Source organism: Microcoleus sp. N9_B4, from assembly GCF_036701635.1.
Lineage (GTDB): Bacteria > Cyanobacteriota > Cyanobacteriia > Cyanobacteriales > Microcoleaceae > Microcoleus.
Window position 1 is genome coordinate 105,959 of sequence record NZ_JAUBRC010000013.1, and the last position, 23,198, is coordinate 129,156.

Annotated in this window: 19 protein-coding genes; 15 read left to right on the top strand and 4 right to left on the bottom strand. The window is 45.1% G+C overall.

Going from position 1 to position 23,198, the window contains the following annotated elements; genetic code table 11:
- Positions 1 to 221: 221 nt before the first annotated feature.
- The 5 genes from QUA43_RS11395 (at position 222) to QUA43_RS11415 (ending at position 9,959) form a co-directional block, all read left to right on the top strand.
- Complete coding sequence (locus QUA43_RS11395; RefSeq protein ID WP_333373923.1) at positions 222 to 5,750, top strand: ATP-binding sensor histidine kinase; 5,529 nt, start codon at positions 222 to 224, stop codon at positions 5,748 to 5,750.
- Positions 5,751 to 5,798: 48 nt separating this feature from the next.
- The gene (locus tag QUA43_RS11400; protein WP_333373925.1) at positions 5,799 to 7,211 is read left to right on the top strand and encodes an adenylate/guanylate cyclase domain-containing protein; all 1,413 of its coding nucleotides are present in this window, start codon (positions 5,799 to 5,801) and stop codon (positions 7,209 to 7,211) included.
- A 165-nt stretch (positions 7,212 to 7,376) separates the two neighbouring features.
- Positions 7,377 to 8,597 (top strand): heparan-alpha-glucosaminide N-acetyltransferase domain-containing protein, encoded by a 1,221-nt coding sequence (locus tag QUA43_RS11405; protein WP_333373927.1) that lies wholly within the window; start codon positions 7,377 to 7,379, stop codon positions 8,595 to 8,597.
- Between the two features lie 338 nt (positions 8,598 to 8,935).
- Complete coding sequence (locus QUA43_RS11410) at positions 8,936 to 9,775, top strand: hypothetical protein (RefSeq protein WP_333373929.1); 840 nt, start codon at positions 8,936 to 8,938, stop codon at positions 9,773 to 9,775.
- On the top strand, positions 9,765 to 9,959 hold the full coding sequence (locus QUA43_RS11415; protein ID WP_333373930.1) for a DUF433 domain-containing protein: 195 nt from the start codon (positions 9,765 to 9,767) through the stop codon (positions 9,957 to 9,959). The genes QUA43_RS11410 and QUA43_RS11415 overlap by 11 nt, the downstream gene beginning before the upstream one ends.
- 89 nt (positions 9,960 to 10,048) lie before the next feature.
- Here the strand turns inward: QUA43_RS11415 and QUA43_RS11420 are convergent, their stop codons facing one another.
- A complete protein-coding gene (locus QUA43_RS11420) occupies positions 10,049 to 10,186 on the bottom strand; it encodes a hypothetical protein (protein ID WP_333373932.1) in 138 nt (45 codons plus the stop codon).
- 76 nt (positions 10,187 to 10,262) lie between these two features.
- On the opposite strand from QUA43_RS11420, the gene clpP reads away from it, so the two are divergent.
- Positions 10,263 to 10,871, top strand: a complete 609-nt coding sequence (gene clpP, locus QUA43_RS11425) for an ATP-dependent Clp endopeptidase proteolytic subunit ClpP (protein WP_006635758.1) — start codon at positions 10,263 to 10,265, stop codon at positions 10,869 to 10,871.
- A gap of 454 nt (positions 10,872 to 11,325) precedes the next feature.
- Here clpP and QUA43_RS11430 read toward each other — a convergent pair whose 3' ends face one another.
- Positions 11,326 to 12,333, bottom strand: a complete 1,008-nt coding sequence (locus tag QUA43_RS11430; RefSeq protein ID WP_333373934.1) for a hypothetical protein — start codon at positions 12,331 to 12,333, stop codon at positions 11,326 to 11,328.
- A gap of 385 nt (positions 12,334 to 12,718) precedes the next feature.
- On the opposite strand from QUA43_RS11430, the gene QUA43_RS11435 reads away from it, so the two are divergent.
- The 5 genes from QUA43_RS11435 to QUA43_RS11455 all read left to right on the top strand — a co-directional run bounded on the left by QUA43_RS11435 (position 12,719) and on the right by QUA43_RS11455 (position 18,302).
- On the top strand, positions 12,719 to 12,967 hold the full coding sequence (locus QUA43_RS11435; protein ID WP_242718600.1) for a hypothetical protein: 249 nt from the start codon (positions 12,719 to 12,721) through the stop codon (positions 12,965 to 12,967).
- Positions 12,968 to 13,211: 244 nt separating this feature from the next.
- Positions 13,212 to 15,578: a ribonuclease R family protein gene (locus QUA43_RS11440; protein ID WP_333373936.1), complete on the top strand. Its 2,367-nt coding sequence runs from the start codon at positions 13,212 to 13,214 to the stop codon at positions 15,576 to 15,578.
- A gap of 470 nt (positions 15,579 to 16,048) precedes the next feature.
- Positions 16,049 to 16,672 carry a flavin prenyltransferase UbiX gene (locus tag QUA43_RS11445; protein ID WP_333167368.1) on the top strand — a complete coding sequence of 208 codons (624 nt, stop codon included), beginning with the start codon at positions 16,049 to 16,051 and terminating at the stop codon, positions 16,670 to 16,672.
- A gap of 171 nt (positions 16,673 to 16,843) precedes the next feature.
- Positions 16,844 to 17,728 (top strand): LapA family protein, encoded by an 885-nt coding sequence (locus QUA43_RS11450; protein ID WP_333373938.1) that lies wholly within the window; start codon positions 16,844 to 16,846, stop codon positions 17,726 to 17,728.
- Between the two features lie 22 nt (positions 17,729 to 17,750).
- A complete protein-coding gene (locus QUA43_RS11455; RefSeq protein ID WP_333373940.1) occupies positions 17,751 to 18,302 on the top strand; it encodes a shikimate kinase in 552 nt (183 codons plus the stop codon).
- Positions 18,303 to 19,252: 950 nt separating this feature from the next.
- Here QUA43_RS11455 and QUA43_RS11460 read toward each other — a convergent pair.
- Both QUA43_RS11460 and QUA43_RS11465 read right to left on the bottom strand, forming a co-directional pair.
- On the bottom strand, positions 19,253 to 19,696 hold the full coding sequence (locus QUA43_RS11460) for a hypothetical protein (RefSeq protein ID WP_333373942.1): 444 nt from the start codon (positions 19,694 to 19,696) through the stop codon (positions 19,253 to 19,255).
- A 66-nt stretch (positions 19,697 to 19,762) separates the two neighbouring features.
- The gene (locus tag QUA43_RS11465; RefSeq protein WP_333123118.1) at positions 19,763 to 20,167 is read right to left on the bottom strand and encodes an NIL domain-containing protein; all 405 of its coding nucleotides are present in this window, start codon (positions 20,165 to 20,167) and stop codon (positions 19,763 to 19,765) included.
- 178 nt (positions 20,168 to 20,345) lie between these two features.
- Here QUA43_RS11465 and QUA43_RS11470 point away from each other — a divergent pair, with 178 nt between their 5' ends.
- From QUA43_RS11470 to QUA43_RS11485, 4 genes are all read left to right on the top strand, one after another.
- Positions 20,346 to 20,948 (top strand): thioredoxin family protein, encoded by a 603-nt coding sequence (locus QUA43_RS11470; RefSeq protein ID WP_333373944.1) that lies wholly within the window; start codon positions 20,346 to 20,348, stop codon positions 20,946 to 20,948.
- Positions 20,949 to 21,030: 82 nt separating this feature from the next.
- Positions 21,031 to 21,285, top strand: a complete 255-nt coding sequence (locus QUA43_RS11475; protein ID WP_333373947.1) for a hypothetical protein — start codon at positions 21,031 to 21,033, stop codon at positions 21,283 to 21,285.
- A gap of 433 nt (positions 21,286 to 21,718) precedes the next feature.
- Complete coding sequence (locus tag QUA43_RS11480) at positions 21,719 to 22,300, top strand: 5-formyltetrahydrofolate cyclo-ligase (RefSeq protein WP_333373949.1); 582 nt, start codon at positions 21,719 to 21,721, stop codon at positions 22,298 to 22,300.
- A gap of 88 nt (positions 22,301 to 22,388) precedes the next feature.
- Positions 22,389 to 23,165, top strand: coding sequence for a fumarylacetoacetate hydrolase family protein (locus QUA43_RS11485; RefSeq protein WP_333373950.1), 777 nt, complete (start codon positions 22,389 to 22,391; stop codon positions 23,163 to 23,165).
- Positions 23,166 to 23,198: the final 33 nt, after the last annotated feature.

Sequence of the window (23,198 nt, forward strand, 5' to 3'; positions counted from 1 at the left end):
GGACTCTTTAGGGAGGGTTTTAGCTCAGCTATATAAGAGTAGCCAGTTTACTGCCGTAAAAACCGCACTCGCTCCGTGATGTGTATTTCCACTTACTTAATTATATTTGTGGCAAAAAAGAATGTAACTGTAGGTCAGATCCAAAGCCTTATGTGATAAATCATTCCCAATCTAACATTTAAAATTGTATAACCGGATCTTTCAAATAACCCCCAAATATCATGATTTCTATCCCTGGATACCGCATTGACGAAGAACTTTATACAAACCCTCACACAGTTATTTATCGAGGGGTGCAGCTTGAGGAAGAAAAACCCGTTATCCTCAAAACTCTCACGCCGCCATACCCTACCCCAGCGCAAATATCCCAACTTCTGCACGAATCCGAAATTCTTAAAAATTTGAGTTTGCCCGGAATAGTCAAGCTTTACAAAATAGAAACATACAATCACTTTCCTGTTTTAGTTTTAGAAGATTTTGGTGGCATTTCCCTAAAAGAATTTCTCAGCAACAACCAGCTAGAGTTACAACAATTTTTGCATATTGCCATCAAACTAGCAGAAACTCTTGGGCAACTCCACGAACACCACATCATCCATAAGGATATTAAACCCAGCAATATTATTGTCAATATTGAGACAGGAGATGTCAAGATTGCTGATTTTGCGATCGCCTCCCTGCTACCGGGCGAAAACCCCGCCCCCAGCCATCCCCATTTACTCGAAGGCACTCTCGCCTATATGTCTCCTGAACAAACGGGACGAATGAATCGGGCGATCGACTACCGCACCGATTTTTATTCTTTAGGCGTCACCTTTTATGAAATGCTTTGTGGCGAATTGCCTTTTCAGGCGATCGATCCCATGGAATTAGTACACTGCCATATTGCCAAAACGCCAGTTTCTCCTTGTGAAAACAGAAAGCAGAAAGTAGAAAGCAGAACCATCGAAGGCAGAATCAATCAAGTCGAAACCGAGGAGATTCCTCAAGTCGTTTCCGATATCGTCATGAAACTCTTAGCAAAAACCGCCGAAGACAGGTATCAAAGTGCTTTGGGACTTTTGTACGACTTAGAAAATTGTCTCGCTCAACTGCAAACAACAGGTAAAATTTCCCACATAACCCTCGGCGAACAAGATCAATCAAGTCACCTGCAAATTTCCCAAAAATTTTACGGGCGAGAAACAGAAGTTAATATGCTTCTCAGTATCTTCCAGCGTATGAGGCGAGGCAATACAGAAATGGTGCTGATTTCTGGTTGTGCAGGTGTGGGAAAATCGTGGTTAATATATGAAATATACAAGCCGATTCTGCGGCAAAATGGGTATTTTATTGACAGCAAATTTGAGCTACTTAAGCGCGATATTCCCTACGCTTTTTTGCTCCAAGCTTTTCAAGATTTGTTGAGACAAATTTTCACAGAAAATACCGCACAAATCCATGTTTGGAAACAAAAAATTTTAAAGGCACTCGGCGGCAACTGCCAAGTAATTATTGAAGCCATTCCCGAAGTAGAACTGATTGTCGGGCCACAGCCCCCCGTGCCAGATTTAGGAGCCAATGAATCTCAAAATCGCTTTAATTTAGTATTTCAAAACTTCATCCGCGTCTTTGCTCAAAAAGAACACCCCTTAGTAATTTTTCTCGACGACTTGCAATGGGTCGATTCAGCATCTCTCAAGTTAATAGAACTGCTAGCAACTGACCTGGAAACTCAATATTTATTAATAATTGGAGCTTATAGAGAGCAGGAAGTAAATGCAAATCATCCCGTAATGCTGACCGCCGAAGCAATTAAAAAAGCAGGTGGCACTGTAAGTGCGATCGCCCTTTCGCCTTTAGATATAAGCAGCGTCAACCAATTCGTTGCCGATACTTTGAACTGCGCCCCAGAAAAATCCCTGAATTTAGCAGAATTGCTTTTTCAAAAAACTGGTGGAAATCCATTCTTTTTAACTCAATTAATAAAATTTCTTAACTCAAAAAAATTGCTCCAATTTAAATCTTCACCCTCGCATAATTTGGTCGAACTAGGTGAACCCAACCTTTCTGACTTAGCCCAATCCATCTCAGATCGTATTGTAAAAAAAGGCCAAATCACAGGCGAGTGGCAGTGGGATATTGACCAAATACAAGAAATGGCAATAACTGACAATGTTGTAGAATTAATGATAAATAACATTCAGAAACTTTCAGATAATACGCAGGAACTGCTCAAATTAGCCGCTTGTATCGGTAACAGATTTGATTTAGAAATTCTCTCTGCCATCGCCGAGAAACCTCTGCTGTCGGCACCAACAGACCTCGGTGAGGCACTTCAGTCCGGTCTGGTTTTGCTCGTGAATAACGCCTACAAAATTCCGATCGCACTAGCAGCAAGCACAGAAATAACTGACACAATATCTAGAGACTTTACCGATGAATTGTCCCTACCCGTGGCTGATGTTCCTAGGGCAACTTACAAATTTTTGCACGAGCGAGTGCAGCAAGCAGCTTATGCTTTAATATCCGATTCTCAAAAACAAGAAATCCATCTAAAAATAGGCACTTTTTTACTACAAAACGCACCCCCAGAGCAATTAGAAGAGCATATTTTTGATACCGTCAACCAACTAAATTCAGCCAAAGAAATCATCAGCAGTGAATTAGAAAAATTTCAATTATGCCAATTGAATTTAATTGCAGGTCGCAAAGCAAAAGCAAGTACAGCTTACGAACTGGCCCTCAAATATTTAACCGCAGGTATTGAACTGCTTCCCCTCCAAAGTTGGCAAACTGACTACGACTTGACTCTTGCACTCTACGAGTCAGCAGCAGAAGCTGCCTACCTCAATACCGACTTTGAACCAATGGAAAAATGGGCTGAAATTGTTCTGCAACACGCAAACAATGAACTAGATAAAATCAAAGTGTTTGAAATCAGAATCATAGCTTGTGCGATGCAAACCCAACTCCAAGAATCGGTAAAAATTGGTCGTGAAGCGCTAAAAATGTTAGGAATAAACTTGCCAGAATCGCCTATTCCCCTCCACATTCAGCAAGCACTAGCTAAAACCGCCGCTTATTTAACCGAAAAAAAAATAGAAGATTTAATTGACTTGCCGATTATGACAAATCCGCACAAATTAGCAACTATGCGCGTGCTTTCCAGTATGCTTTCAGCTACATTTATAGTTGAACCTGTGCTGCTGCCACTAATTGTGTGCGAGCAAGTTAATTTATCTATTAATTACGGAAATTCTACTTTTTCTGCCTTCGGCTATGCTAATTACGGAGCAATTTTAAAAGGAATAGTTAGAGATATTGAATCGGGCGATCGTTTCGGTCAATTAGCTTTAAGTTTGAGCGATAGATTAAATGCGTTAGAATTCAAAAGCAAAACGCTTAATTTAGTAGCATTTATTTTGATGAACGGCAAGCATCACGTTAAAGACTCTTTGCCACTATTAGAGGAGGCCTATCAAAGTGCGCTAGAAAATGGGGATTTAGAATGTGTCGGATATTCAGCCGTAAATATTTGTCAGTCTTTGTATTTCATCGGTCAAGAATTGCCACAACTGGAACGGAAAATGGTAAGTTACAACCATTTGCTGTTTCAACTCAAGCAAGAAACTGTATTAACTTGGAATCAAATATATCAGCAAACTATTTTGCAATTGATGGGAAAAGTTGAAAGTCCACACCTTGTATTAGGTGAAGCATACAGCGAAGAAAAATTGTTGTCGCTGCTGTTGAAAGCTAACGATCGGGTAGGACTACAGCACTTTTATTTGCAAAAATTAATACTAGCGTATTTATTTGGAGATACCGCTACAGCGCTAGAAAATTCAGCGCAAGCCGAAGTATATTTAGACGGAGTTGCAGGCTTTATTAATGTTTCTGAATACCAGTTTTACGATTCTCTAGCCCGCCTAGCAGCCTATCCATCTGCCACCAATGAGGAACAAGAAGAGCATATTTTTTTCGCTGTCAGTAACCGAAAAAAAATGCAACAAAAAGCGCTTTCGGCGCCCATGAATCTTCAGCATAAATGCGACTTACTTACAGCAGAAAAAGCACGTGTTTTGGGGGATATTGTGAGAGCAATGGAATATTACGATCGCGCAATTGAAGGAGCCCAAGAAAACGGATACATACAAGTACAAGCACTAGCAGCAGAATTGGCAGGAGCATTTTATCTATCCATAGGAAGAGAAAAAAATTCTAAAACTTACTTGACAGAAGCGCGTTATTGCTATCAGCGCTGGGGAGCAACAGCCAAAGCAGCGCATTTAGAATCAAAATACTCGCACTTGCTAACTTCAGGCTCGATTTCAAGTAATATTGAAACTCACAAATCTACCAGCAGCGCTTCCACTACGAACGACAGTGCAGCCGTGCTAGACTTGACCACAGCAGTTAAAGCATCGCAAACCTTAGCCGGGGAAATAGTTCTAGACAAACTGCTGGCAAAAATGATGAAAATTGTTATTGAAAATGCCGGGGGGCAAAGAGGCTTTTTAATATTAGAAAAAGAGGGTCAATGGGTGATTGAAGCATCAGGATCTGTAGATGTCGATCGCGTTGCTGTCATGCAATCAATTCCGATAGATTTTGTAGCCGACGATCGAGAAGTAACTTTGCTGGCAGTTGCAGTTGTGAATTACGTCGCCCGCACCCAGGAAAGTATAGTTTTAAACGATGCCACTCGCGAAGGACAATTTACTCGCACACCCTATATAATGGCAGTTCAACCTAAATCAATTCTTTGCACTCCGTTAATTAATCAAGGCCAACTCACTGGCATTCTATATTTAGAAAACAATCTGACTACAGGTGCTTTTACACAAGACAGGTTAGAAATATTAAAACTGCTGTCTTCTCAAATTTCTATCTCCATCGAAAATGCCCAACTTTACGCCAACTTGCACCAATTCAATCAGAATCTCGAAAATTTAGTACAGCAGCGTACCTCCGAACTCTCCCAAACTTTAGAAGACTTAAAATCGGCTCAAAATAAACTGGTAGAATCGGAAAAAATGGCTGCCCTCGGAGGGTTGGTTGCAGGTGTTGCCCACGAAATCAATACTCCCATCGGCATCGGCATCACCGCCGCCTCCCTGCTTGCTGAAAAGGCCACAAAGTTTTTTGAGGTTTACAGTAACGGCCAAATAAAACGTTCCGAGTTAGAAAAGTTTCTGGATACCGCCGTGCAAAGCAGTAATATGATCTTATCTAACCTCACGCGGGCAGCCGACTTGATTCACAGTTTTAAAGAAGTAGCTGTAGATCAGTCAAGCGAGTTAAAACGCACGTTTAATGTTAAAAACTATCTAGAGGAAATTTTGACATCCTTAACAGCCAAACTAAGAAGAACTAAGCACAAAATAGAGATTAAGTGTGATGAAAATATTGTAGTGGACAGTTACCCTGGCGTAGTGTGTCAAATTGTGACAAATCTGGTGTTGAATTCCCTAATTCACGCCTACGATGGAGAAGACGAAGGAGTTCTGGCTTTTGATTTCAAACTAGAGGGCGATCGGCTAATATTTGAATATGCCGATAACGGCAAAGGAATTGACCCAGAAAATCTCAGTAAAATTTTTGAACCGTTTTTTACGACCAAAAGAGGACAGGGAGGCACAGGATTGGGACTGCACATTATTTATAACCTTGTTACACAAAAACTAAAAGGCACAATTAGCTGCACAAGTCAAGTAAATAAAGGAACAAGATTTATGATTGAATTTCCCGCTAAAATGAGCAGTTAGTTATTAGACCGCCAACATGGATATAAGTTTTATATAGGAGCACGATATATGTCAGAAGCTAGTAAAAACCTGTTGGCAGCAGGCGATGACGAATTAATCGCGGCGGGGGACGATGAATTAATATTTGCCGAGGAAGACGAGGCAGAACAAAAACCGCTAGAAGAAAGTTGGAAAATATTAATTGTAGATGATGAAATAGAAATTCATAATATTACTAAACTAGCGTTAAACGATTTTAAATTTGAAGGTAAAAGTATCACATTTATCAGCGCATACTCAGGAAAAGAAGCTAAAGAAATAATCCAAAATAACTACGACATAGCATTGATTTTACTCGATGTAGTTATGGAAACAGAAGAAGCCGGCTTGGAAGTAGTTAAATACATCCGCGATATTTTAAATAATCAAATTGTGCGAATTATTTTACGCACTGGACAGCCCGGACAAGTACCAGAAGATGTAGTAATTGTCAGCTACGATATCAATGATTACAAAACCAAAACCGAACTTACTAATAAAAAATTATTTACCACAGTAGTCACCGCACTGAGAGCATTTAGATCGCTCAATCAAATCGAATCCAGCAAAAGCGAACTCGAAAAAATTGCCGCCGCATCAGCTCGTTTTGTTCCCCGTGAATTCTTGAAATTTCTCAAAAGAGAAAGCATCGTTGATGCCAGACTCGGAGACTCTGTACAAGCAGAAATGACGATTATGTTTGCCGACATTCGCTCATTTACAAGTCTGTCAGAAAGTATGTCTCCCCGAGAAAACTTTGAATTTCTTAACTCTTACTTAAGCCGAGTTGGCCCAGTTATCCGCGAGTATAACGGTTTTATAGATAAATATATTGGTGACGGGATTATGGCTTTGTTTCCTAACAGGGCTGAAGATGCTGTGCAAGCCGCAATTGAGATGCAGCATCAAGTGAAAATTTATAATAGACATAGGCAAAACAGTGGCTATCAACCTATTTCGATAGGGATTGGCTTGCATACGGGGACTTTAATGTTAGGTACGATTGGCGAAGCGGAACGAATGGAAAGTACGGTGATTTCTGATGCCGTTAATTTAGCTTCCCGCGTGGAAGGATTGACAAAGCTTTATGGAGTTGCTATTGTAGCTAGCGTCCAAACCCTTTGCCGGATAGACGATCCTCAACATTACAAGTGCCGGTTTCTCGATCGCGTTCAAGTCAAAGGAAAACAAACACCTGTTGCTGTATTTGAAATTTACGATGGCGACTCGGCGACAATGATCGAACTAAAAGCACAAACTCAAACTTATTTTGAACAGGGAATTTTTTTTCACTACCAGCAGCAATTCGCGCAAGCAAGGCAAATGTTTCTGCGCGTCTTGCAAGTCAACAAGTATGATAAGGCAGCATCTTTTTATGCTGAACGCTGCGATATGTTGATGAAAAATGCAGTCATTATGACTCTGGAAGGGATAGAGATATAGGTAATGGGGAATGGGGAATTGGGCATGGGGCATGGGGCATGGGGCATAGGGCATTGGGCATTGGCCAAACAGGGCATTGGGAATTGGGCCGAAAAGAATTAGGAAATGGGCATCAGCTAAGATACTTAACAGTGAACGGTGAACAGTGAACAAATAACTTAATTTATGCGCTTCAAATCCCTTGATGTTTTTCGCGGAATTGCGATCGCCTCGATGATTCTAGTCAACAACCCCGGTAGTTGGGAACACGTGTATCCACCGCTAGAGCACGCAGAATGGCACGGCTGCACCCCGACAGACTTAATATTTCCGTTTTTCTTGTTCATCGTTGGCTGCGCGATGTCTTTCTCGCTGTCTAAATATATTGAAAATTATCCAAAAACCGGAATAGAAACCTCAAAAATTACACAAACAAAGGAAAAATCAGAATCCGCTAAAAACCCTCTTCCTTCTTCCTTATTGCTTCTCTCTTCTTCAAATATTTACTGGCGAATTGCGCGCCGCGCGGCGATTCTATTTATATTAGGATTGCTGCTAAATACATCTTCGATCGCCCTTGACGTACTTCTCAACAGCGCCCCAGTGGAAAACTTCAGTAAAATCCGCATCATGGGAGTATTGCAGCGCATCGGCTTAGCTTATTTCATCAGTGCGATCGCCATTCTCAACCTTTCCCCCCGCAATCAAAAACTGCTCGCTGTTGCCGTGCTTTTGAGTTATTGGGGCGCACTAACCGTATTTGCTGTAGGGGGGTACACTGCCGGCGAACTCACGCCAGAGGGCAATTTAGGGGGATATGTCGATCGGCTAATTCTCGGTAGCCAACACCTGTACAAAGGCGGCCCCTTCGACCCCGAAGGATTGTTGAGCACCTTACCCGCAGTTGTCACAGTCCTGATCGGCTACTTTACAGGAGAATGGCTGCGAGTGCAGCCCATCAAAACCCGCACCAGTGTAAACTTAGCAATCTGCGGCCTCAGTTGCGTGGTAATCGGCCACTTGTGGGGATTTTTATTTCCGATCAACAAACAACTTTGGACAAGTTCTTATGTAGTTTTTACTGCTGGTTGGGCCTTGCTATTGCTAGCAGCTTGCTATGAAACAATTGAAGTGCGAAGTTGGAAATGGGGGAGATTGTTTGAAATCATGGGATTGAATGCAATTTTCCTGTTTGTCGCTTCCGGTATTGTCGCCAGAATCCTGTTAAAAACCCATATCGGCACGAGTGAAAATGCTCCAACAACTTACACTTGGATTTATGAAAAATGGTTTGTGCCGTGGGCAGGGCCGCTGAATGGTTCCCTAGCGTTTGCCCTGACTGCGGTATTATTTTGGTGGTTAATTTTGTATGGAATGTACCGCCGTGGTTGGGCGATAAAAATTTGAGTAGTCAGCAATAAGTAAGCCTGCCTAAAAAAACAGAATAACCAGACACCCCAGATACCGGACTTCTTCAAGAAGTCCGGTATCTAAGAGCTAGTCGGTCTTGACATCCACAGCCTTTAGCGGTTAACGTTTGAAAAAAGTGTTTCAATGTGGGAAGGGAGAGAGCAATGAACGACTTCTTAGATAGCTTGATCTGTAGGCAGACATTTGATACACAAGCTCTGATGAATTCTCACTCACCAAAATTTTACAACCCTAATAAGAAGCTCGTTTATGACATTTGTTGTCCACCTGGATGCACTCATCGGGGTCAATTAGCTTTTTCCCGATGGTATGCAATGCCACTTCCAGAATATTTTTCTCCTCTCGAACATCAGACCGATCTTTCTGAGCGAAAGGGATATTTTGAGTACGAGCCATCCCAAGATAGCACTCAGATGGAGTGGTATCTCAATTTCGCTCATCACGATCTTTTTTGTGCTTATGGTGGTTCGCTATTTGCCCAAGATGAAATGCAGGTAGCCGAACATCCATCACTCAGTTCACTGCGAGAAGCTTTACTAGATTCTAACATTAAGCCATTGACAGTGGAGAGCGAACAACCTACACCGATTCTGATTCGTGGGGTGGAACGGAGGTGTGCAATTTCTACCGATCACAATCCAGAACAAGGGCGACCTTTTGGTCTTTACGGCAACAACTTTGGACGAGCTACATCAGATACTATCAGACAAGCTACAAAACCTCTAAACCCGCCTACAATTACAAACATCATTGCGATAGAAGCTCCTTCCTATGGCGAGGGTTCTTATAGCAGTGCAGAAATTGAATACATCCTGAAAACAGCCTTTACTGCATTTTCAGGAGCACGAATTGAGTCACATTTAGAGTTTTCTAAAGCACCCAGTTTAATTATTCATACAGGGTTTTGGGGATGCGGAGCTTATGGTGGTAATCGTGTCCTGATGGCTCTTTTGCAACTCCTGTCGGCTCGTCTTAGTCAAGTCAATTGTCTAGTTTTTCATACGAGTGATGCTATAGGAAGTCAAAATCTTGCCACGGCTCAACAAATACTCGATCGCGATTTAGTACCTGATAATCTACCCGTTAAAGTTTCAGCTTTGATAGAAAAGATTCATGCGATGGAATTCCAGTGGGGATTTAGCGATGGAAACTAACAGGCTATTCGAGCCAAGTGATACCTGGACGGAGGAAGATTGTCTTGATGCCACAACCTTTTCTTTGCAATACGCAGCTACTATCGTTTATAGCGATCGCGATATTTTAGGTGGAACTCCTGTCTTTATTGGTACTCGCGTCCCGATTAAGACTGTGCTTGATTGTCTCGAAGCTGGTGATTAGCTAAATGAGTTTCTAGACCATTTTCCTAGTGTCAGCCGCGATCGAGCGATTTCAGTTCTGGCAATGATACGATCGCCACATAAGAACATTTAACGTTTATTGATGTCCGCTTCCTCAACATCGATCGCCCTTGGATCGGATTTCCGATCGCACCCCCGCCACAACTTCCACAAATTACCGCCCCAACCCCTCCCAGCTAAAGGATTTTGCCGATTTCTCGATCGCACGCCACCGATCGCTAACTATAACTGAGCCCTAATCGCTAAAATTAAAAAAAGATACGTAATAGGCAGGCAGGCGTCAATGATCCCAACAGTTATAGAACAATCCGGTCGCGGCGAACGCGCCTTTGACATTTACTCGCGACTCCTGCGCGATCGCATCGTCTTCTTGGGCCAACAGGTTGACTCAGACTTGGCTAACCTGATCGTTGCCCAATTGCTATTTTTAGACGCCGAAGACCCCGAGAAAGATATTTACCTCTATATCAACTCCCCAGGGGGTTCGGTAACAGCAGGTATGGGCATTTTTGACACGATGAACCACATCCGCCCCGACATTTGCACTATTTGTCTCGGTTTGGCAGCCAGCATGGGCGCTTTTCTGTTGAGTGCCGGCGCTAAAGGCAAGCGGATGAGTTTGCCTCACTCCCGGATTATGATCCACCAACCTCTCGGCGGAGCTCAAGGACAAGCAACCGATATTGAAATTCAGGCAAAAGAAATTTTGTACCACAAACGCCGCCTGAACGAACATCTTGCCAACCATACCGGTCAGCCGCTTTCCCGCATTGAAGAAGATACCGAACGGGATTTCTTCATGTCTGCTGAAGAAGCAAAGGACTACGGATTAGTCGATCAAGTGATCGATCGCCGTCCTTCCGCCAGCCGCCCGATCGCCGCTGTCGTCTAAATGAAAAGTTAAAAATCAAAAATGAGGAAATATTCTTCATTTTTGATTTTTAATTTTTAACAGTCATATCAAATCCGTTAGCATCGGAATAGTAAATTAGAGTTCACTGTTGACTGTTGACTGTTCACTGTTCACTGTCAACCGTCAACAGTCAACATCATTCCGGTGTAACCGGAAATGATATAATATAGCAGTTTTCAGTGGAGTGAATTACAGATGCTGGGGCGCATGATACGGCGTCATAGTTAAGTCCTGACTGTATTTCCTACAATTGAAAACTGCTATATGTAGCTTTTTATAAAAAAACATCATATCAAATCAGTTAGCATCGGAATAGTAAATTAGAGTTCACTGTTGACTGTTGACGGTTGACAGTGAACAGTCAACAGTCAACAGTCAACATCATTCCGGTTTAACCGGAAATGATATCACACTTAGAAACCCTACATAATTACTAGGGCAAAGATTCGAGATATTGCAGGAAGTCGAGCAATTCTACTTGATTTAAGAAATGGCGCGCTTCTTTGCCATAACCTTGTTTGAGATAATCTTTTCCTTGGTTGGCAGTCCAGCCCAACCGCTTGATTTCCTCAGTAGTTCTGCTGTAGATTTCCAGATATTCTAGGAAATCTACCAACTGTTCGCTAGAAAGCTCTCTCTGCGACGACTTGCCGTAATTTTGTTCGAGACAGTCGCTTTCCTGTTTTTTCTTCCATTGCAGGCGTTTGAGGATGGCGTCTATTTCGGCGATCGTATCAGAATTATCCTCGATCGCATCGCTGGGGATTCCCACTGCGATCGGTTGCAATTCCCTAACTTCGGCCGCACCCTGTAGCAGTTCACTTGGGCTAGCAGTCGGCACCTCCAGTTCCTGAAGTGGTTCGCCGTAGCTAGAAGAAAGCCAAGCGTCCGAGTCTAACTGCTTCGGTACAAATCCAGTAGCCTCCGGCAGATCGACCGTTGGCGGCAACGGTTCCGGTACAGGTGCGATCGGCTCTTCATTTAATTTCGCTTCAGTATTGACAAAATTGCTTTGATGTGTTTCCGGCAATTTGTCAGCAACAGGCATTTCTAGAACCGGAAGAGGAACACTTGTCGGCCCAACAGGAACCGGAACCGCAGGAGGAGGGGGAGGGGGAACAGCAGCAACCGGGGAAACAGCAGGAGGAGGGGGAACAGCAGCAACCGAAGCAACCGGAGCAACCGGAGCCACTGGAGCCACTGGAGCCGGATCAACACTCGCGATCGCACTCGCAGGCTGAGCAAATCCGAGGACAGCGATCGCTCGCAACCGGGCGCGGTCTTCAGCATCCTCAACAGACTCAGCAGCCGACATAGCAGTAGCAAGAGTTTTGCCGTCAACCTGAACCAGACAGCGAACAACAAACTTACCGTGATGAACAGTCAGCAACTCACAGATTAACTGTCCAGCGGGATAAAGGGCGCGAAATTCAGCAAACATAATTTTTTGACCCCGAAACCAGAAGGGGCTTATGACTTAAGTGTAGTACAGCCCTGAGAAAACAATTTTCTGAAAGCACCTATTCAACATACAATAAATTAAAGGTGAGTCATCCGCGCAACCTTTCACGCCACTAAACCCCATCCCACATCCGGCAGTTTAAGCTAACAAGCACCGGGCGTCATTTCTACCTATAGGAGATGGCACAGCAACTAAGCAAAAGTAGTAAAAGTCTCCGGTTTGCGTACCTGCACTTTCTACAGCACAGATTGCTCCCGACCCGCTCGTTGCACCTCCGTCCGCAAGGACTGATCGCGTGCAAAAAAACAAGGGCATCGCAGCAGCGAGCTACTAGCAATTTTGCCTTAAAGATCCGGTAAATTCTTTGCTAAAGCAAGAAGCAAGAGGCACTTCAAAAGGAAGAAGGAACAAGGCAGAAGGAACAAGGCAGAAGGAAGAAATGCAAATTTTATCCCTCTCCATCCCTCCATCGGCTCATCCTCGACTCAAGCCGTCGCTTTCAGTATCGAGCCATCTTTTAAGAACCGACAGGGGCTTTCTAATTCGCGAAGTGCTCGGCGCTGCTGACCTAAAAGCAAACAAACCAACACTAAAAAATTGTATTGGGGAATAGCGTGCGGGACAGTTGTCTGCACCGTCAGCAGTCAGTTCAAGACAGACAGCAGACAATTAGCACGAAGCCGGTGTCGGGAGAGAATCTCAAAAAAAACTCGCGATGAAACAAGGTGGCTGTGCTCGCGTCTCCACCTATCAACCCGCGCATTTGTTGGGAAGCAGGCACTGCGAGGGCCCGAGGGGGTGCGGCTGATTTCGCCAAAATTAGACTAATTGCTGGAAACAAGAGGATCGATCGCTACATGGAATTTTCTATCGCTGCACTGCTGGCAAATTTTACAGAAGACAAATTAGTGGCCCCAAAAGCATTGGAGAAAAAACTCGACTGCAACGACGCCACCAGTCAACTCAAACTTCAAATTGCATTAGAAGCTCTAGAGAAAATTGGCATATTAGTCAAAGACAAAGGCCGCTATCGCCGAGTAGCTGAAGACGACGTAGTAGAAGCAAAACTGCGCTGTTCGAGCAAAGGATTTTGCTTTGCAATTCAAGACGCCGAAGGCTCAGAAGACGTTTACGTGCGGGAAAGTCACCTCTCGACAGCTTGGAATGGCGATCGAGTATTAGTCAAAATCATCAAAGAAGGTAGCCGCCGCCGATCGCCCGAAGGCGAAGTCATGCTCATCCTCGAACGCGCCAACCCCTCGGTACTGGCGCGAGTCAAGCAAACCGCCACCCCCACCGGCCGCGTCAGCTATAGAGCAATCCCCCTGGACGATCGCCTGTTGTTTGAACTAGACTTGCTCGCAAATGGCACAAATCTCCAAGAGGCGATCGACCACCTAGTACACGTCGAAGTCAAACGCTACCCCCTCGGCACCCATCGCCCAGTCGGCAAAGTAGTACAGGTACTCGGTTCCGACGCCGAAGCCGCTGACGACCTCGACATCGTATGCTGCAAACACGACTTGCCGCGATCGTTCCCCGCCGCCGTCATCAAAGCAGCCGAAAATTTGCCCAGCAAAGTCAAAAAAACCGACATCAAAAAACGCCTAGATTTGCGTAACATTCTGACTGTTAGCTTCAGCAAAAACGAACCGGGAACAACCAACAGCGAAAACGATGCCCCTCAAGCCCCGGAGGAAAATCTCTCCGAAGGAGGAGGCGAAAACGAGTTTGATCCGACAGCATTCCTCTCCGATCCGCCAGTGGAACGCGCTTTGTCGATCGAAACCCTGAAGCCCGGCCGCTGGCAAATAGGAATCCACATCAGCGACGCCGCCGAGTACGTGCAGCCAGAAACCCCGATCGACCGCGAAGCCCGCAAGCGAGGCACCGCCGCCCATCTGGGAGAAAAAATCATCGCCGTACTGCCAGAAACCCTCAACGAGCGCTGCTCCCTGCTGCCAGACACAGAACGGCTGGCCTTCAGCATACTGCTGACCCTAGACGAATCTGGAGAACTCCTAGAATACGAAATTCAAGCCAGCGTCATTCAAATTGACTACCACCTCACCTACGAGCAAGCTCAAGCAATTCTCGAACCAGACGATGCCGAAGAGCACCCTTTATCCTCCGCCCTCCGTCCTTTCCTAGATCAAATCGGAGCCGCCTCACAGGCTGCCAGACAGACAAGGCTCAAGCGGGGAGCTTTTGAACTAAATTTGCCCGATGCTAACTCTCACTTCGATGACGAAGGCGAATTAGGAGCTTTTGCAACGGCTCCCCCCGCCCAGTCGGCTGTCTCCGAGTTAGTGGTACTTGCCAACCAAGCTGTCGCCACTCACCTGCAAGCCTTGGGAGTCCCAGCAATCTACCGCGTCCAGCCGATGCCAGACCCGGCAGACATTCAAGAGTTCATCAAACTCTCCAACAACCTCGGAGGCGAACTGTATCTCGAAACCGAAGAAGAAGTTTTGCCCTTGGACTTTCAGCGATTTACCCAGCAGTTTGCCGGCCTGAAGTCCGAAAGAGTTCTCACCTACCTGCTAGAAGACACCATGAAGCCCGCTGTTTACAGCACCACTGCCAAGTCGCACTTCGGTTTGGGGCTGTCAGAGGGTTACACGCGCTGCACTTCGCCACTTTCCCGCTACGCCGATTTGCTGGTACTGCGGGTGTTGCAAGCGGTGTTCGAGCAAGGCCGCAGCAGCCGCACAACACGGGCTAAGGAAAAAGTTGACTTGCATCATTCCTCCTGTCACGGTCAAATTACTTGGAATGTTCTCCCGCCAGATTTGCACCACGAATTTGAGACAGAGTTTGCATCGGCCGTGGTACACCTGACCGAACGCGAAAGGGTTGCTGAGGATGCCGAAAGCGATTTGCAAGGATTGAAGAAAACCGGATTGATGAAAGAACGCACCGGGCAAACTTTCCAGGGTTTGATTACAGGTGTGCAGTCTTACGGTTTCTTTGTGGAAATTGAGGTGCGGCCGCCGGAGAGCGACATCTTGCGTGTTGAGGGATTGGTGCACGTTTCTTCGCTGAAGGATGACTGGTACGAATATCGATCGCGCCAGCAAACTCTGGTGGGCCGCAAAAACCGCAATCAGTACCGTTTGGGCGATCGGGTAGAAGTTCAAGTCAAGAGTGTTGACTACTACCGCCAGCAAATTGATTTAGTTGCAGTTGGCGGCGGTAGCCAAGCTTTTGATGATGATGAATAATCTGTTGACTGTTGACTGTTGACTGTTGACTGTTGACTGTTGACTGTTGACTGTTGACTGTTGACTGTTGACTGTTGACTGTTAACTTTTCTAAATACTTAGTTGTCATTTTTTGGTAACTAAGTATTTAGAAGTTGGCGACAAACTATACTCAGCAATCATCAATAAATAATTAATGACTAATATCTAATCCGATAGCATCGTCGGGTGTCAAATCCAGTCAAAACTCAACAATCACGGAGGGACGGTGCAACCGGAATTGATCGAATTTATCTGCGTTAATCTGTGTTAATCTGCCCTTATCGGCGGCACAAAAAAGAGAATGTATTAACCGCAGATGACAAGGGATGGACGCTGATTCACGCAGATGAATAGAATAAAAATAGGAATAATTCTGATGCTAAAAACATTGATATAACAACTAATTACTAACAACAGTCAACCGACAAATAACAAATAACTAATAACTAATGACGAATAACTACCCCCTAATTGTAGGAGTGACCGGTGCATCGGGACTGATTTATGCGGTGCGAACTCTGAAATATCTGTTGGAGGCCGATCGCGCGATCGAACTGGTAGCTTCCAAGTCTACTTACATGGTTTGGCAAAGCGAACAGAACACTCGAATGCCCGCAGAACCGACACTACAAGAGGAATTCTGGCGGGAACAAGCAGGAGTACCCACAATGGGTAAACTTCGGTGCCATCCCTGGCAAGATGTCGGTGCTAATATTGCTAGTGGCTCGTTTCGCACCCAAGGGATGATGATTATTCCCTGTAGCATGAGTACACTAGGCAAGTTGGCGGCTGGCTTGAGCTCGGATTTGCTCGAAAGAGCGGCCGACGTTCAGCTCAAGGAAGGGCGAAAATTGGTACTCGTGCCTCGCGAAACGCCTTTTAGCTTGATTCACCTGCGGAATTTGACTACCTTGGCGGAAGCTGGAGCTAGAATTGTACCAGCGATTCCTGCTTGGTATCACAATCCGCAAACTATTGAAGATTTGGTAGACTTTGTGGTGGCTCGCGCTTTAGACCAGTTGGGGATTGATTGCGTTCCTCTCAAACGCTGGAAGGAAGAAGAAGGGAGTTAGTTGGCAGTTGACAGTTGACAGTTGACAGTTGACAGTTGACAGTTGACAGTTGACAGTTGACAGTTGACAGTTGACAGTTGACAGTAACAACCAATAACCAATAACCAATAACCAATAACTGACAACATACAACTGACAACATACAACAAACAAATTCTTAATATTTTTAATATGCGACCTGTATTTTTGCTAGTAATTGTGGTGGGGCTGACTATTTTTGCCCTGCAAAATGTGGAGCCGGCTTTATCACTGGTGTTTTTGGGAGTTCGATCGCCTGCTTTGCCTTTATCTATCTGGATTCTGCTCAGCATGGTGGTGGGAGCTCTCACATCTTTATTGATTTCTGGTTTGCTGGCTTTTTCAAATTACCTATCTCCAACGGGAGACCGCACCGGCCGATCCAGTCGCAGCGGTCCCGATACTTTCCCAGAGGACAGGAGAACACCTTACACGCCGCCTCCCCCTCCTAGAAAACAGGGAATTGACCCGGATCTGAATAGGGAAAATAGCCAAACTCAGGCTGCTGGTTCCTACCGAACTGAGTACGGCACGTCGGCGGGTTACAGTGCCCGGACTTTCCAGCAAGAAACTCCGAACCCGGATGGGGCGAAGGATTACGCTCAACCGGGGACTTATGCGGCAGCAGACGATGAGGATGATTGGGTCTCAGATGGCTCAAAATCCGGCTCTCAAGGGGGTGATGACGATTGGGGGGACGATCGCGATTTTTCCGATCAACCGCAGGTAAATGATCTTCCAGCGGCAAGTCCGAGGGCTTACGAAGCTCAGCAGGAACCGAAAAGCAAATCTTGGGCTGGCTCAATATATTCTTACGGCTATCGAGATCCGAGCCAGTCTGGGGTGGGGCAAACTGAGGCTGTATACGATGCGGAGTATCGAGTGCTGGTTCCTCCGGGAGGGGATATTCCTAAACCCACTGATGAAGCACCAATAAATCCTCTTGCAGAAGCAGATGAGGATTGGGGATTGGATGAGGGTGATGAGTTTGATGACGATGATGGCCTCACTGGCCGATCAATTAACCTGAAAAAATAGAAAAATATCGGAGGATTTGGCAGTGGATGGGTTGAGGGGAGTAAATATTTATCTCGTCGGGATGATGGGTGCGGGAAAAACAACGGTGGGGCGGATTTTGGCAAGAAAATTAAAATACCGTTTTTTTGATACTGATGAACTAATTGTTCGAGTTGCTAATCAGTCAATTGCTGAGGTTTTCGATCGAGAAGGGGAAGAGGCTTTTCGGGAACTAGAAACTAAAGTGCTCGGTGAGTTGTCTGCGTATCAAAATTCGGTTGTGGCTACGGGCGGTGGCATTGTAACGCGATCGATGAATTGGGGTTACTTGCACTACGGTGTAGTAGTTTGGCTGGATGTGCCTGTAGATCAACTGTACGATCGACTGCGTTCGGACACCGCTCGACCCCTACTGCAGGAGGGCGAGATCAAATCTAAGCTGCAAAGCCTTTTGAAAGAGCGAGAGCGTTTCTACACTCAAGCAGATGTCCGAGTCTGCACCCGTGGAGGCGAAAGGCCTGAAGCAGTGGCGACTAGGGCGATCGAGGAAATCCAAAAAGTTATCAAACCAGAAACCGGGCCTGATCTCAATTGATACATTCAGAAACCGAGTTGCTGAGAAAATAAGAGGTTTGTGAGGACTTTTGATACCACTTCAAAAAAATAATGCAACTATACACAAGCTCCAAACCACAAGCTTCATCACTCCTTCCCAAAATCTAAAATCTAAAATCTAAAATCTAAAATCTAAAATGGTTGGACTTCGGTGAAAATACTGGTTTTTGTCTGAGTGTGTCCGTTTAACCACCCAATATTTTGCAATCCACCGGGTTTGAGTGGATGTGATGCGTAACTTTTATAAGTTTGAGGATGTGGTGATGCGGAGATTTTATACCAGAACTAATGGCAGACTCATCTGATTGGTTAAAGTCGGCTATTGAGTTCTCCCTAAAAATAAAATGGCCCCACCGCTGAAGGGCTGTAGGGCGCAAGGACAGTTAAACGCTAACTTGATTGTCGGGAAATTTAGCATCAATGCTACCCTGCTATGTGACGATTTTACGATCGTCCATTCACTCATCAACTCTCCCGTATCAAAAAATGTAACCCAGCACCGATCGAATTCCACCTGCCCTATTCTAAAAACAATACCTCATGCATTCTGACTAGCAGCTCCCTAAAGCTGCTTTTTTAGTGCGATGAATTTTTGGCTGCGGGACTTGTGGGATCTTGGCAATAATATTTTGAGCAACAGTCGCTACAGTTCAATACTGCCCTAGGGGTTTTCAGTTCCACCCCAGGTTTGTCGGTAATTGGTAATTAGTAATTGGGAATTAGTAACGCGCAACGGGGAATCGGCAATTGAGAAGCTTTACCTCACGAGGCTTGAAAACTGCTATGATTACGGCGCGGAACCGGGAATTAATCCGGGGGTGGGGGATTGAAAAAAAATAAGCTGTATTTATTGATGGGGGATCTGATAGTTTTCGGCTACATATCCGTTGCGAGTTATAGAATTTGGTTGGATGAATTTCCCGTTCCTCATTAAGAGAATACGAGCCTGCCTGTCTTTAACCAAAACTCGATCGCACCGCCCAATCCCACACCAGTTAAACAAATGCTAGCTAATACCGCAAAAGCCCGCCAATTTTTCCAACCAGATATTTGAATATCGAGTCTTGCCAAAGCTCCGGCTGAAATCAAGACTAAACAAGTAGCAAAAAGGTGGAGCCAGGCAAAAACTACCACTGCCACAAAAGCTCCTACAATAATAGAAAGAAAAGCACCAATGTCACTGGAAAACCACCGCATTATTAAGGCTTTTATCCCTTTCAGCGGGAACGACAAGGCAACAGCTAACACTAAAATTGAAGCTATGGCTAAAAACCAAGTTAGGTGCGGAGGAACATCAAACTCAGATAATTTCCAGCCAAAAGTGAAATAAGTAACAAAAAGTAGAGTTAGGGAAACCCAAGAGTTTTTTTTCATCCTATGGCACAATTAGGGGAACCACGACGCAAAAAAAATGATAATCCCGATGAGTTTGTACAGGGCCTAAAGGTTAGTAGAAATAGCTTGAACCGGACAAGTAGGGATGCACTGCTCACAAACGATACACCGCGATCGAGCAAAACTTAGTTTAAAGCTTTCTGGGTCAAGGGTCAAGGCTTCCGTCGGGCAAACTCCCGTACACAAACCGCAGTTGACGCAGATATCTTCGTCTATGAGTATTTCCCGACTGGCTAGGGAAACGCCGATGTTTTGCGATCGCATCCAGTCGATCGCCGCTTCTAGTTGGTCGATGTCCCCTGATAACTCTAGCACCAGTTTGCCCACTTGATTCGGAGCCACCTGAGCACGGATAATGTTGGCTGCAACATTAAAATCCTTTGCCAGTCGATAGGTGACAGGCATTTGGATCGATCGTTGGGGAAACGTCAGTGTTACCCGTTTTTTCACCCTGCAAGTCCTCGGTAATTTACAAACAATCTTTGTTATCTTCTGTTTTAGCGCACTTGGTCTAATTACTGCCTTTAGCAGAAATTTTTATGAGATGAGTCTGATTATCTCAAAATGTGCTATAATCTGAATCTATTATTTAAAATAAAAACATAGAAATCAACGCGCAATTTATTTTATGACCCAGAATTCCCCCAAGTCAACAGTCGTCCCCGCAGCCAAAAATCCCGAAACAAAAGTCGCCACGCGCCTCAGAAACTTATTGATCGTGTTAACAGCGATCGCCCTTTCAATATCCATCTTCTTCGGGCTGCAAACCCAAACGCCGTCAAGCAGTCTCACGGACATGGCAAAAGCTTCAACGCCATTAGAAACAGCTTTGGTAAATGGCAAACCGACACTAATGGAATTTTATGCTAATTGGTGCGGTAGCTGTCAGGCAATGGCTAACGATCTGAGCGAAATCAAACAGAAATATGCCGAACCGATGAATTTTGTGATGCTGAATGTAGACAATGACAAATGGCTGCCAGAAATCACAAAATATCGAGTAGATGGCATTCCGCACTTTGTCTATTTGAACGATAAAGGTAGCGCCGTTGCGGAAACGATGGGCGAAATGCCGCGCAGTATTATGGAAGCTAACTTAGAAGCTTTAATTGCAGGAAAACCTCTGCCACACGTCCAAGCAGGCGGTCAAGTTTCTAATTTTACTCCCCCCACAGGGCCTGTGAAAACAAGTAGCTCCGACCCCCGCGTCCACGGCTCTCAAGTACAGTAAAAGAAGTCATTAGTCAGTAGTCATTAGTCAGTAGTCAGTAGGAATAAGAGGCGTTGCTGATTTACGGTATGAAAGGCTAAATATGCCAGTCATAGAAACCAGTATTGACAAAGGTTGGGGATTTTCAACTTATTTTTTTCATACCCTGATTAAGCAACGCCCAGTTTCAATAGAGCAATTGCTACAAAATGCCGATTTATCGCCCTCCGAGTTATTCAACGGGCTGCAATCTTTGGGGAGGCGATCGTTAGTGGAAATAGAAGAAATGGAGAATGAAACGCTATTCAGCGTTTGTCCTGTGGTGAGACAATATGTGCTCTCAAATCCAGTTGGTTGATACTTTCCGACCGTCCGACAGTCCGGCAGGGGTTTCAACCCCTGCCTCAAAGCTAAAGTCGGTTAAAACCGACTACATAATCTGATGAAAATGCAATTAATTGTAGTCCTCTAAAGCGAGGACTTTCGCTGTGAGACAGGGGTTTTCAACCCCTGTCTGACTGGAAGTCAAACGAGAGATTCGATCGCAAATATGAATACTGCTGAACCTTCATTAACTAAAACAGAATGTTGATACTTTCCGACAGTCCGACAGTCCGGGAGTCCGGCAGGGGTTGAAACCCCTGCCTCAAAGCTAAAGTCGGTTAAAACCGACTACAGAGTTTGATGGAAATGCAATTAATTGTAGTCCTCTTTTAGAGGACTTTCGCTATGAGACAGGGGTTTTCAACCCCTGTCGGACTGGAACTCAAACGAGAGATTCGATCGCAAATATGAACACTGCTGAACCTTCATCAACTAAAACAGAATTAAGAAAATCCCTCCTCCACACCCGCAAATCCCTATCAGCACAAGAATGGAGACAAAAGAGCGCGAGCATCTGCAACCGCCTGCAAAACTCGCCCCTATTCACCCAAGCAAAAACAATCCTCGCCTACTTCAGTTGTCGCCAAGAACCAGATTTAAGTCCCCTATTTGTAACTCCCCGCAAATGGGGATTTCCCCGCTGTGTCGGCAAAGAGCTATCCTGGCACATCTGGCAGCCTGGAGATGCTTTACATACTGGAGCTTATGGCATACTGGAACCCCTGCCGGATGCTCCTAAAATAGACCACTCAGAAGTAGATTTAATGCTCGTACCCTCAGTAGGCTGCGATGTTCGCGGCTATCGCTTGGGCTACGGCGGCGGCTATTACGATCGAATGCTCAGTTTAGCTGAGTGGGAATCAAAAATTACGATCGGCATTATCTTTGAATTTGCCTTGATACCCCAACTACCAGTTGACCCCTGGGATCTACCGCTGCACGGCATTTGTACAGAAAGCAGTTGCAAAATTGCACACCGAAAATCTTAAACGGGCATAAACAAATTAATTTTCCGCAATTATGCCTATATCCTCTTAATCTAGAATCTAGAATCTAAAATCTAAAATCTAAAATACTATGGCCCAGCGCTACGTTCGAGTCAAAACAACACAAGGACACATCCATTACGGTTTACTGCAACTGGGCCACAGCGTTCAAGTATTTGATGCACCGCCCTGGTTAAAAGGACAACCAACCGATTTGGAACTTTCACCAGATACTTACCAAATTCTCGCCCCGTGCTCTCCCTCAAAAATTGTAGCCGTAGGTAAAAATTATGTCGATCACGCGGCCGAGATGGGAACCCCAGTACCGGAAGAACCCCTGCTTTTTTTCAAGCCTCCGAGTGCAGTCATCCCTGCAGGTGCAGCGATTCGTTATCCGCAGCAGTCGGAAAGGGTAGACTACGAGGGAGAATTGGCCCTGGTAATTGGCGAACATTGTAGCAACTGTACTCCCGAACAAGCACACAGCAAAATTTGGGGCTATACTATCGCCAATGACGTAACAGCCAGAGATTTGCAAAAGCGGGACAACCAGTGGGCCAGGGCCAAAGGGTTCGATACTTTTTGTCCCTTGGGGCCTTGGATTGTCCGCGAACTGAGCCCTGCTGCACAATTGCAGACTTTTGTCAATGAGAGCGAGCGACCGGTACAGTCATCCCAGATCGATCGCATGGTATTTTCCCCAGACTTTCTCGTCTCCTACATCAGTCAAATAATGACCCTAATTCCCGGTGATGTGATACTGACGGGAACGCCGCAAGGAGTAGGGCCGCTACAAATAGGCGATCGAGTCCGCATCGAAATTGAAGGCATTGGCAGTCTTGAAAATACAGTAGTTATTGGTTATTAGTTATTGGGTATTGGGCATTGGGCATTGGGCATT

Coding starts and splice junctions, on each gene's coding strand:
- QUA43_RS11395 (WP_333373923.1), top strand. CDS start 222: ATGATTTCTATCCCTGGATACCGCATTGACGAAGAACTTTATACAAAC.
- QUA43_RS11400 (WP_333373925.1), top strand. CDS start 5,799: ATGTCAGAAGCTAGTAAAAACCTGTTGGCAGCAGGCGATGACGAATTA.
- QUA43_RS11405 (WP_333373927.1), top strand. CDS start 7,377: ATGCGCTTCAAATCCCTTGATGTTTTTCGCGGAATTGCGATCGCCTCG.
- QUA43_RS11410 (WP_333373929.1), top strand. CDS start 8,936: ATGCCACTTCCAGAATATTTTTCTCCTCTCGAACATCAGACCGATCTT.
- QUA43_RS11415 (WP_333373930.1), top strand. CDS start 9,765: ATGGAAACTAACAGGCTATTCGAGCCAAGTGATACCTGGACGGAGGAA.
- clpP (WP_006635758.1), top strand. CDS start 10,263: ATGATCCCAACAGTTATAGAACAATCCGGTCGCGGCGAACGCGCCTTT.
- QUA43_RS11430 (WP_333373934.1), bottom strand. CDS start 12,333: ATGTTTGCTGAATTTCGCGCCCTTTATCCCGCTGGACAGTTAATCTGT.
- QUA43_RS11440 (WP_333373936.1), top strand. CDS start 13,212: ATGGAATTTTCTATCGCTGCACTGCTGGCAAATTTTACAGAAGACAAA.
- QUA43_RS11445 (WP_333167368.1), top strand. CDS start 16,049: ATGACGAATAACTACCCCCTAATTGTAGGAGTGACCGGTGCATCGGGA.
- QUA43_RS11450 (WP_333373938.1), top strand. CDS start 16,844: ATGCGACCTGTATTTTTGCTAGTAATTGTGGTGGGGCTGACTATTTTT.
- QUA43_RS11460 (WP_333373942.1), bottom strand. CDS start 19,696: ATGAAAAAAAACTCTTGGGTTTCCCTAACTCTACTTTTTGTTACTTAT.
- QUA43_RS11470 (WP_333373944.1), top strand. CDS start 20,346: ATGACCCAGAATTCCCCCAAGTCAACAGTCGTCCCCGCAGCCAAAAAT.
- QUA43_RS11475 (WP_333373947.1), top strand. CDS start 21,031: ATGCCAGTCATAGAAACCAGTATTGACAAAGGTTGGGGATTTTCAACT.
- QUA43_RS11480 (WP_333373949.1), top strand. CDS start 21,719: ATGAACACTGCTGAACCTTCATCAACTAAAACAGAATTAAGAAAATCC.
- QUA43_RS11485 (WP_333373950.1), top strand. CDS start 22,389: ATGGCCCAGCGCTACGTTCGAGTCAAAACAACACAAGGACACATCCAT.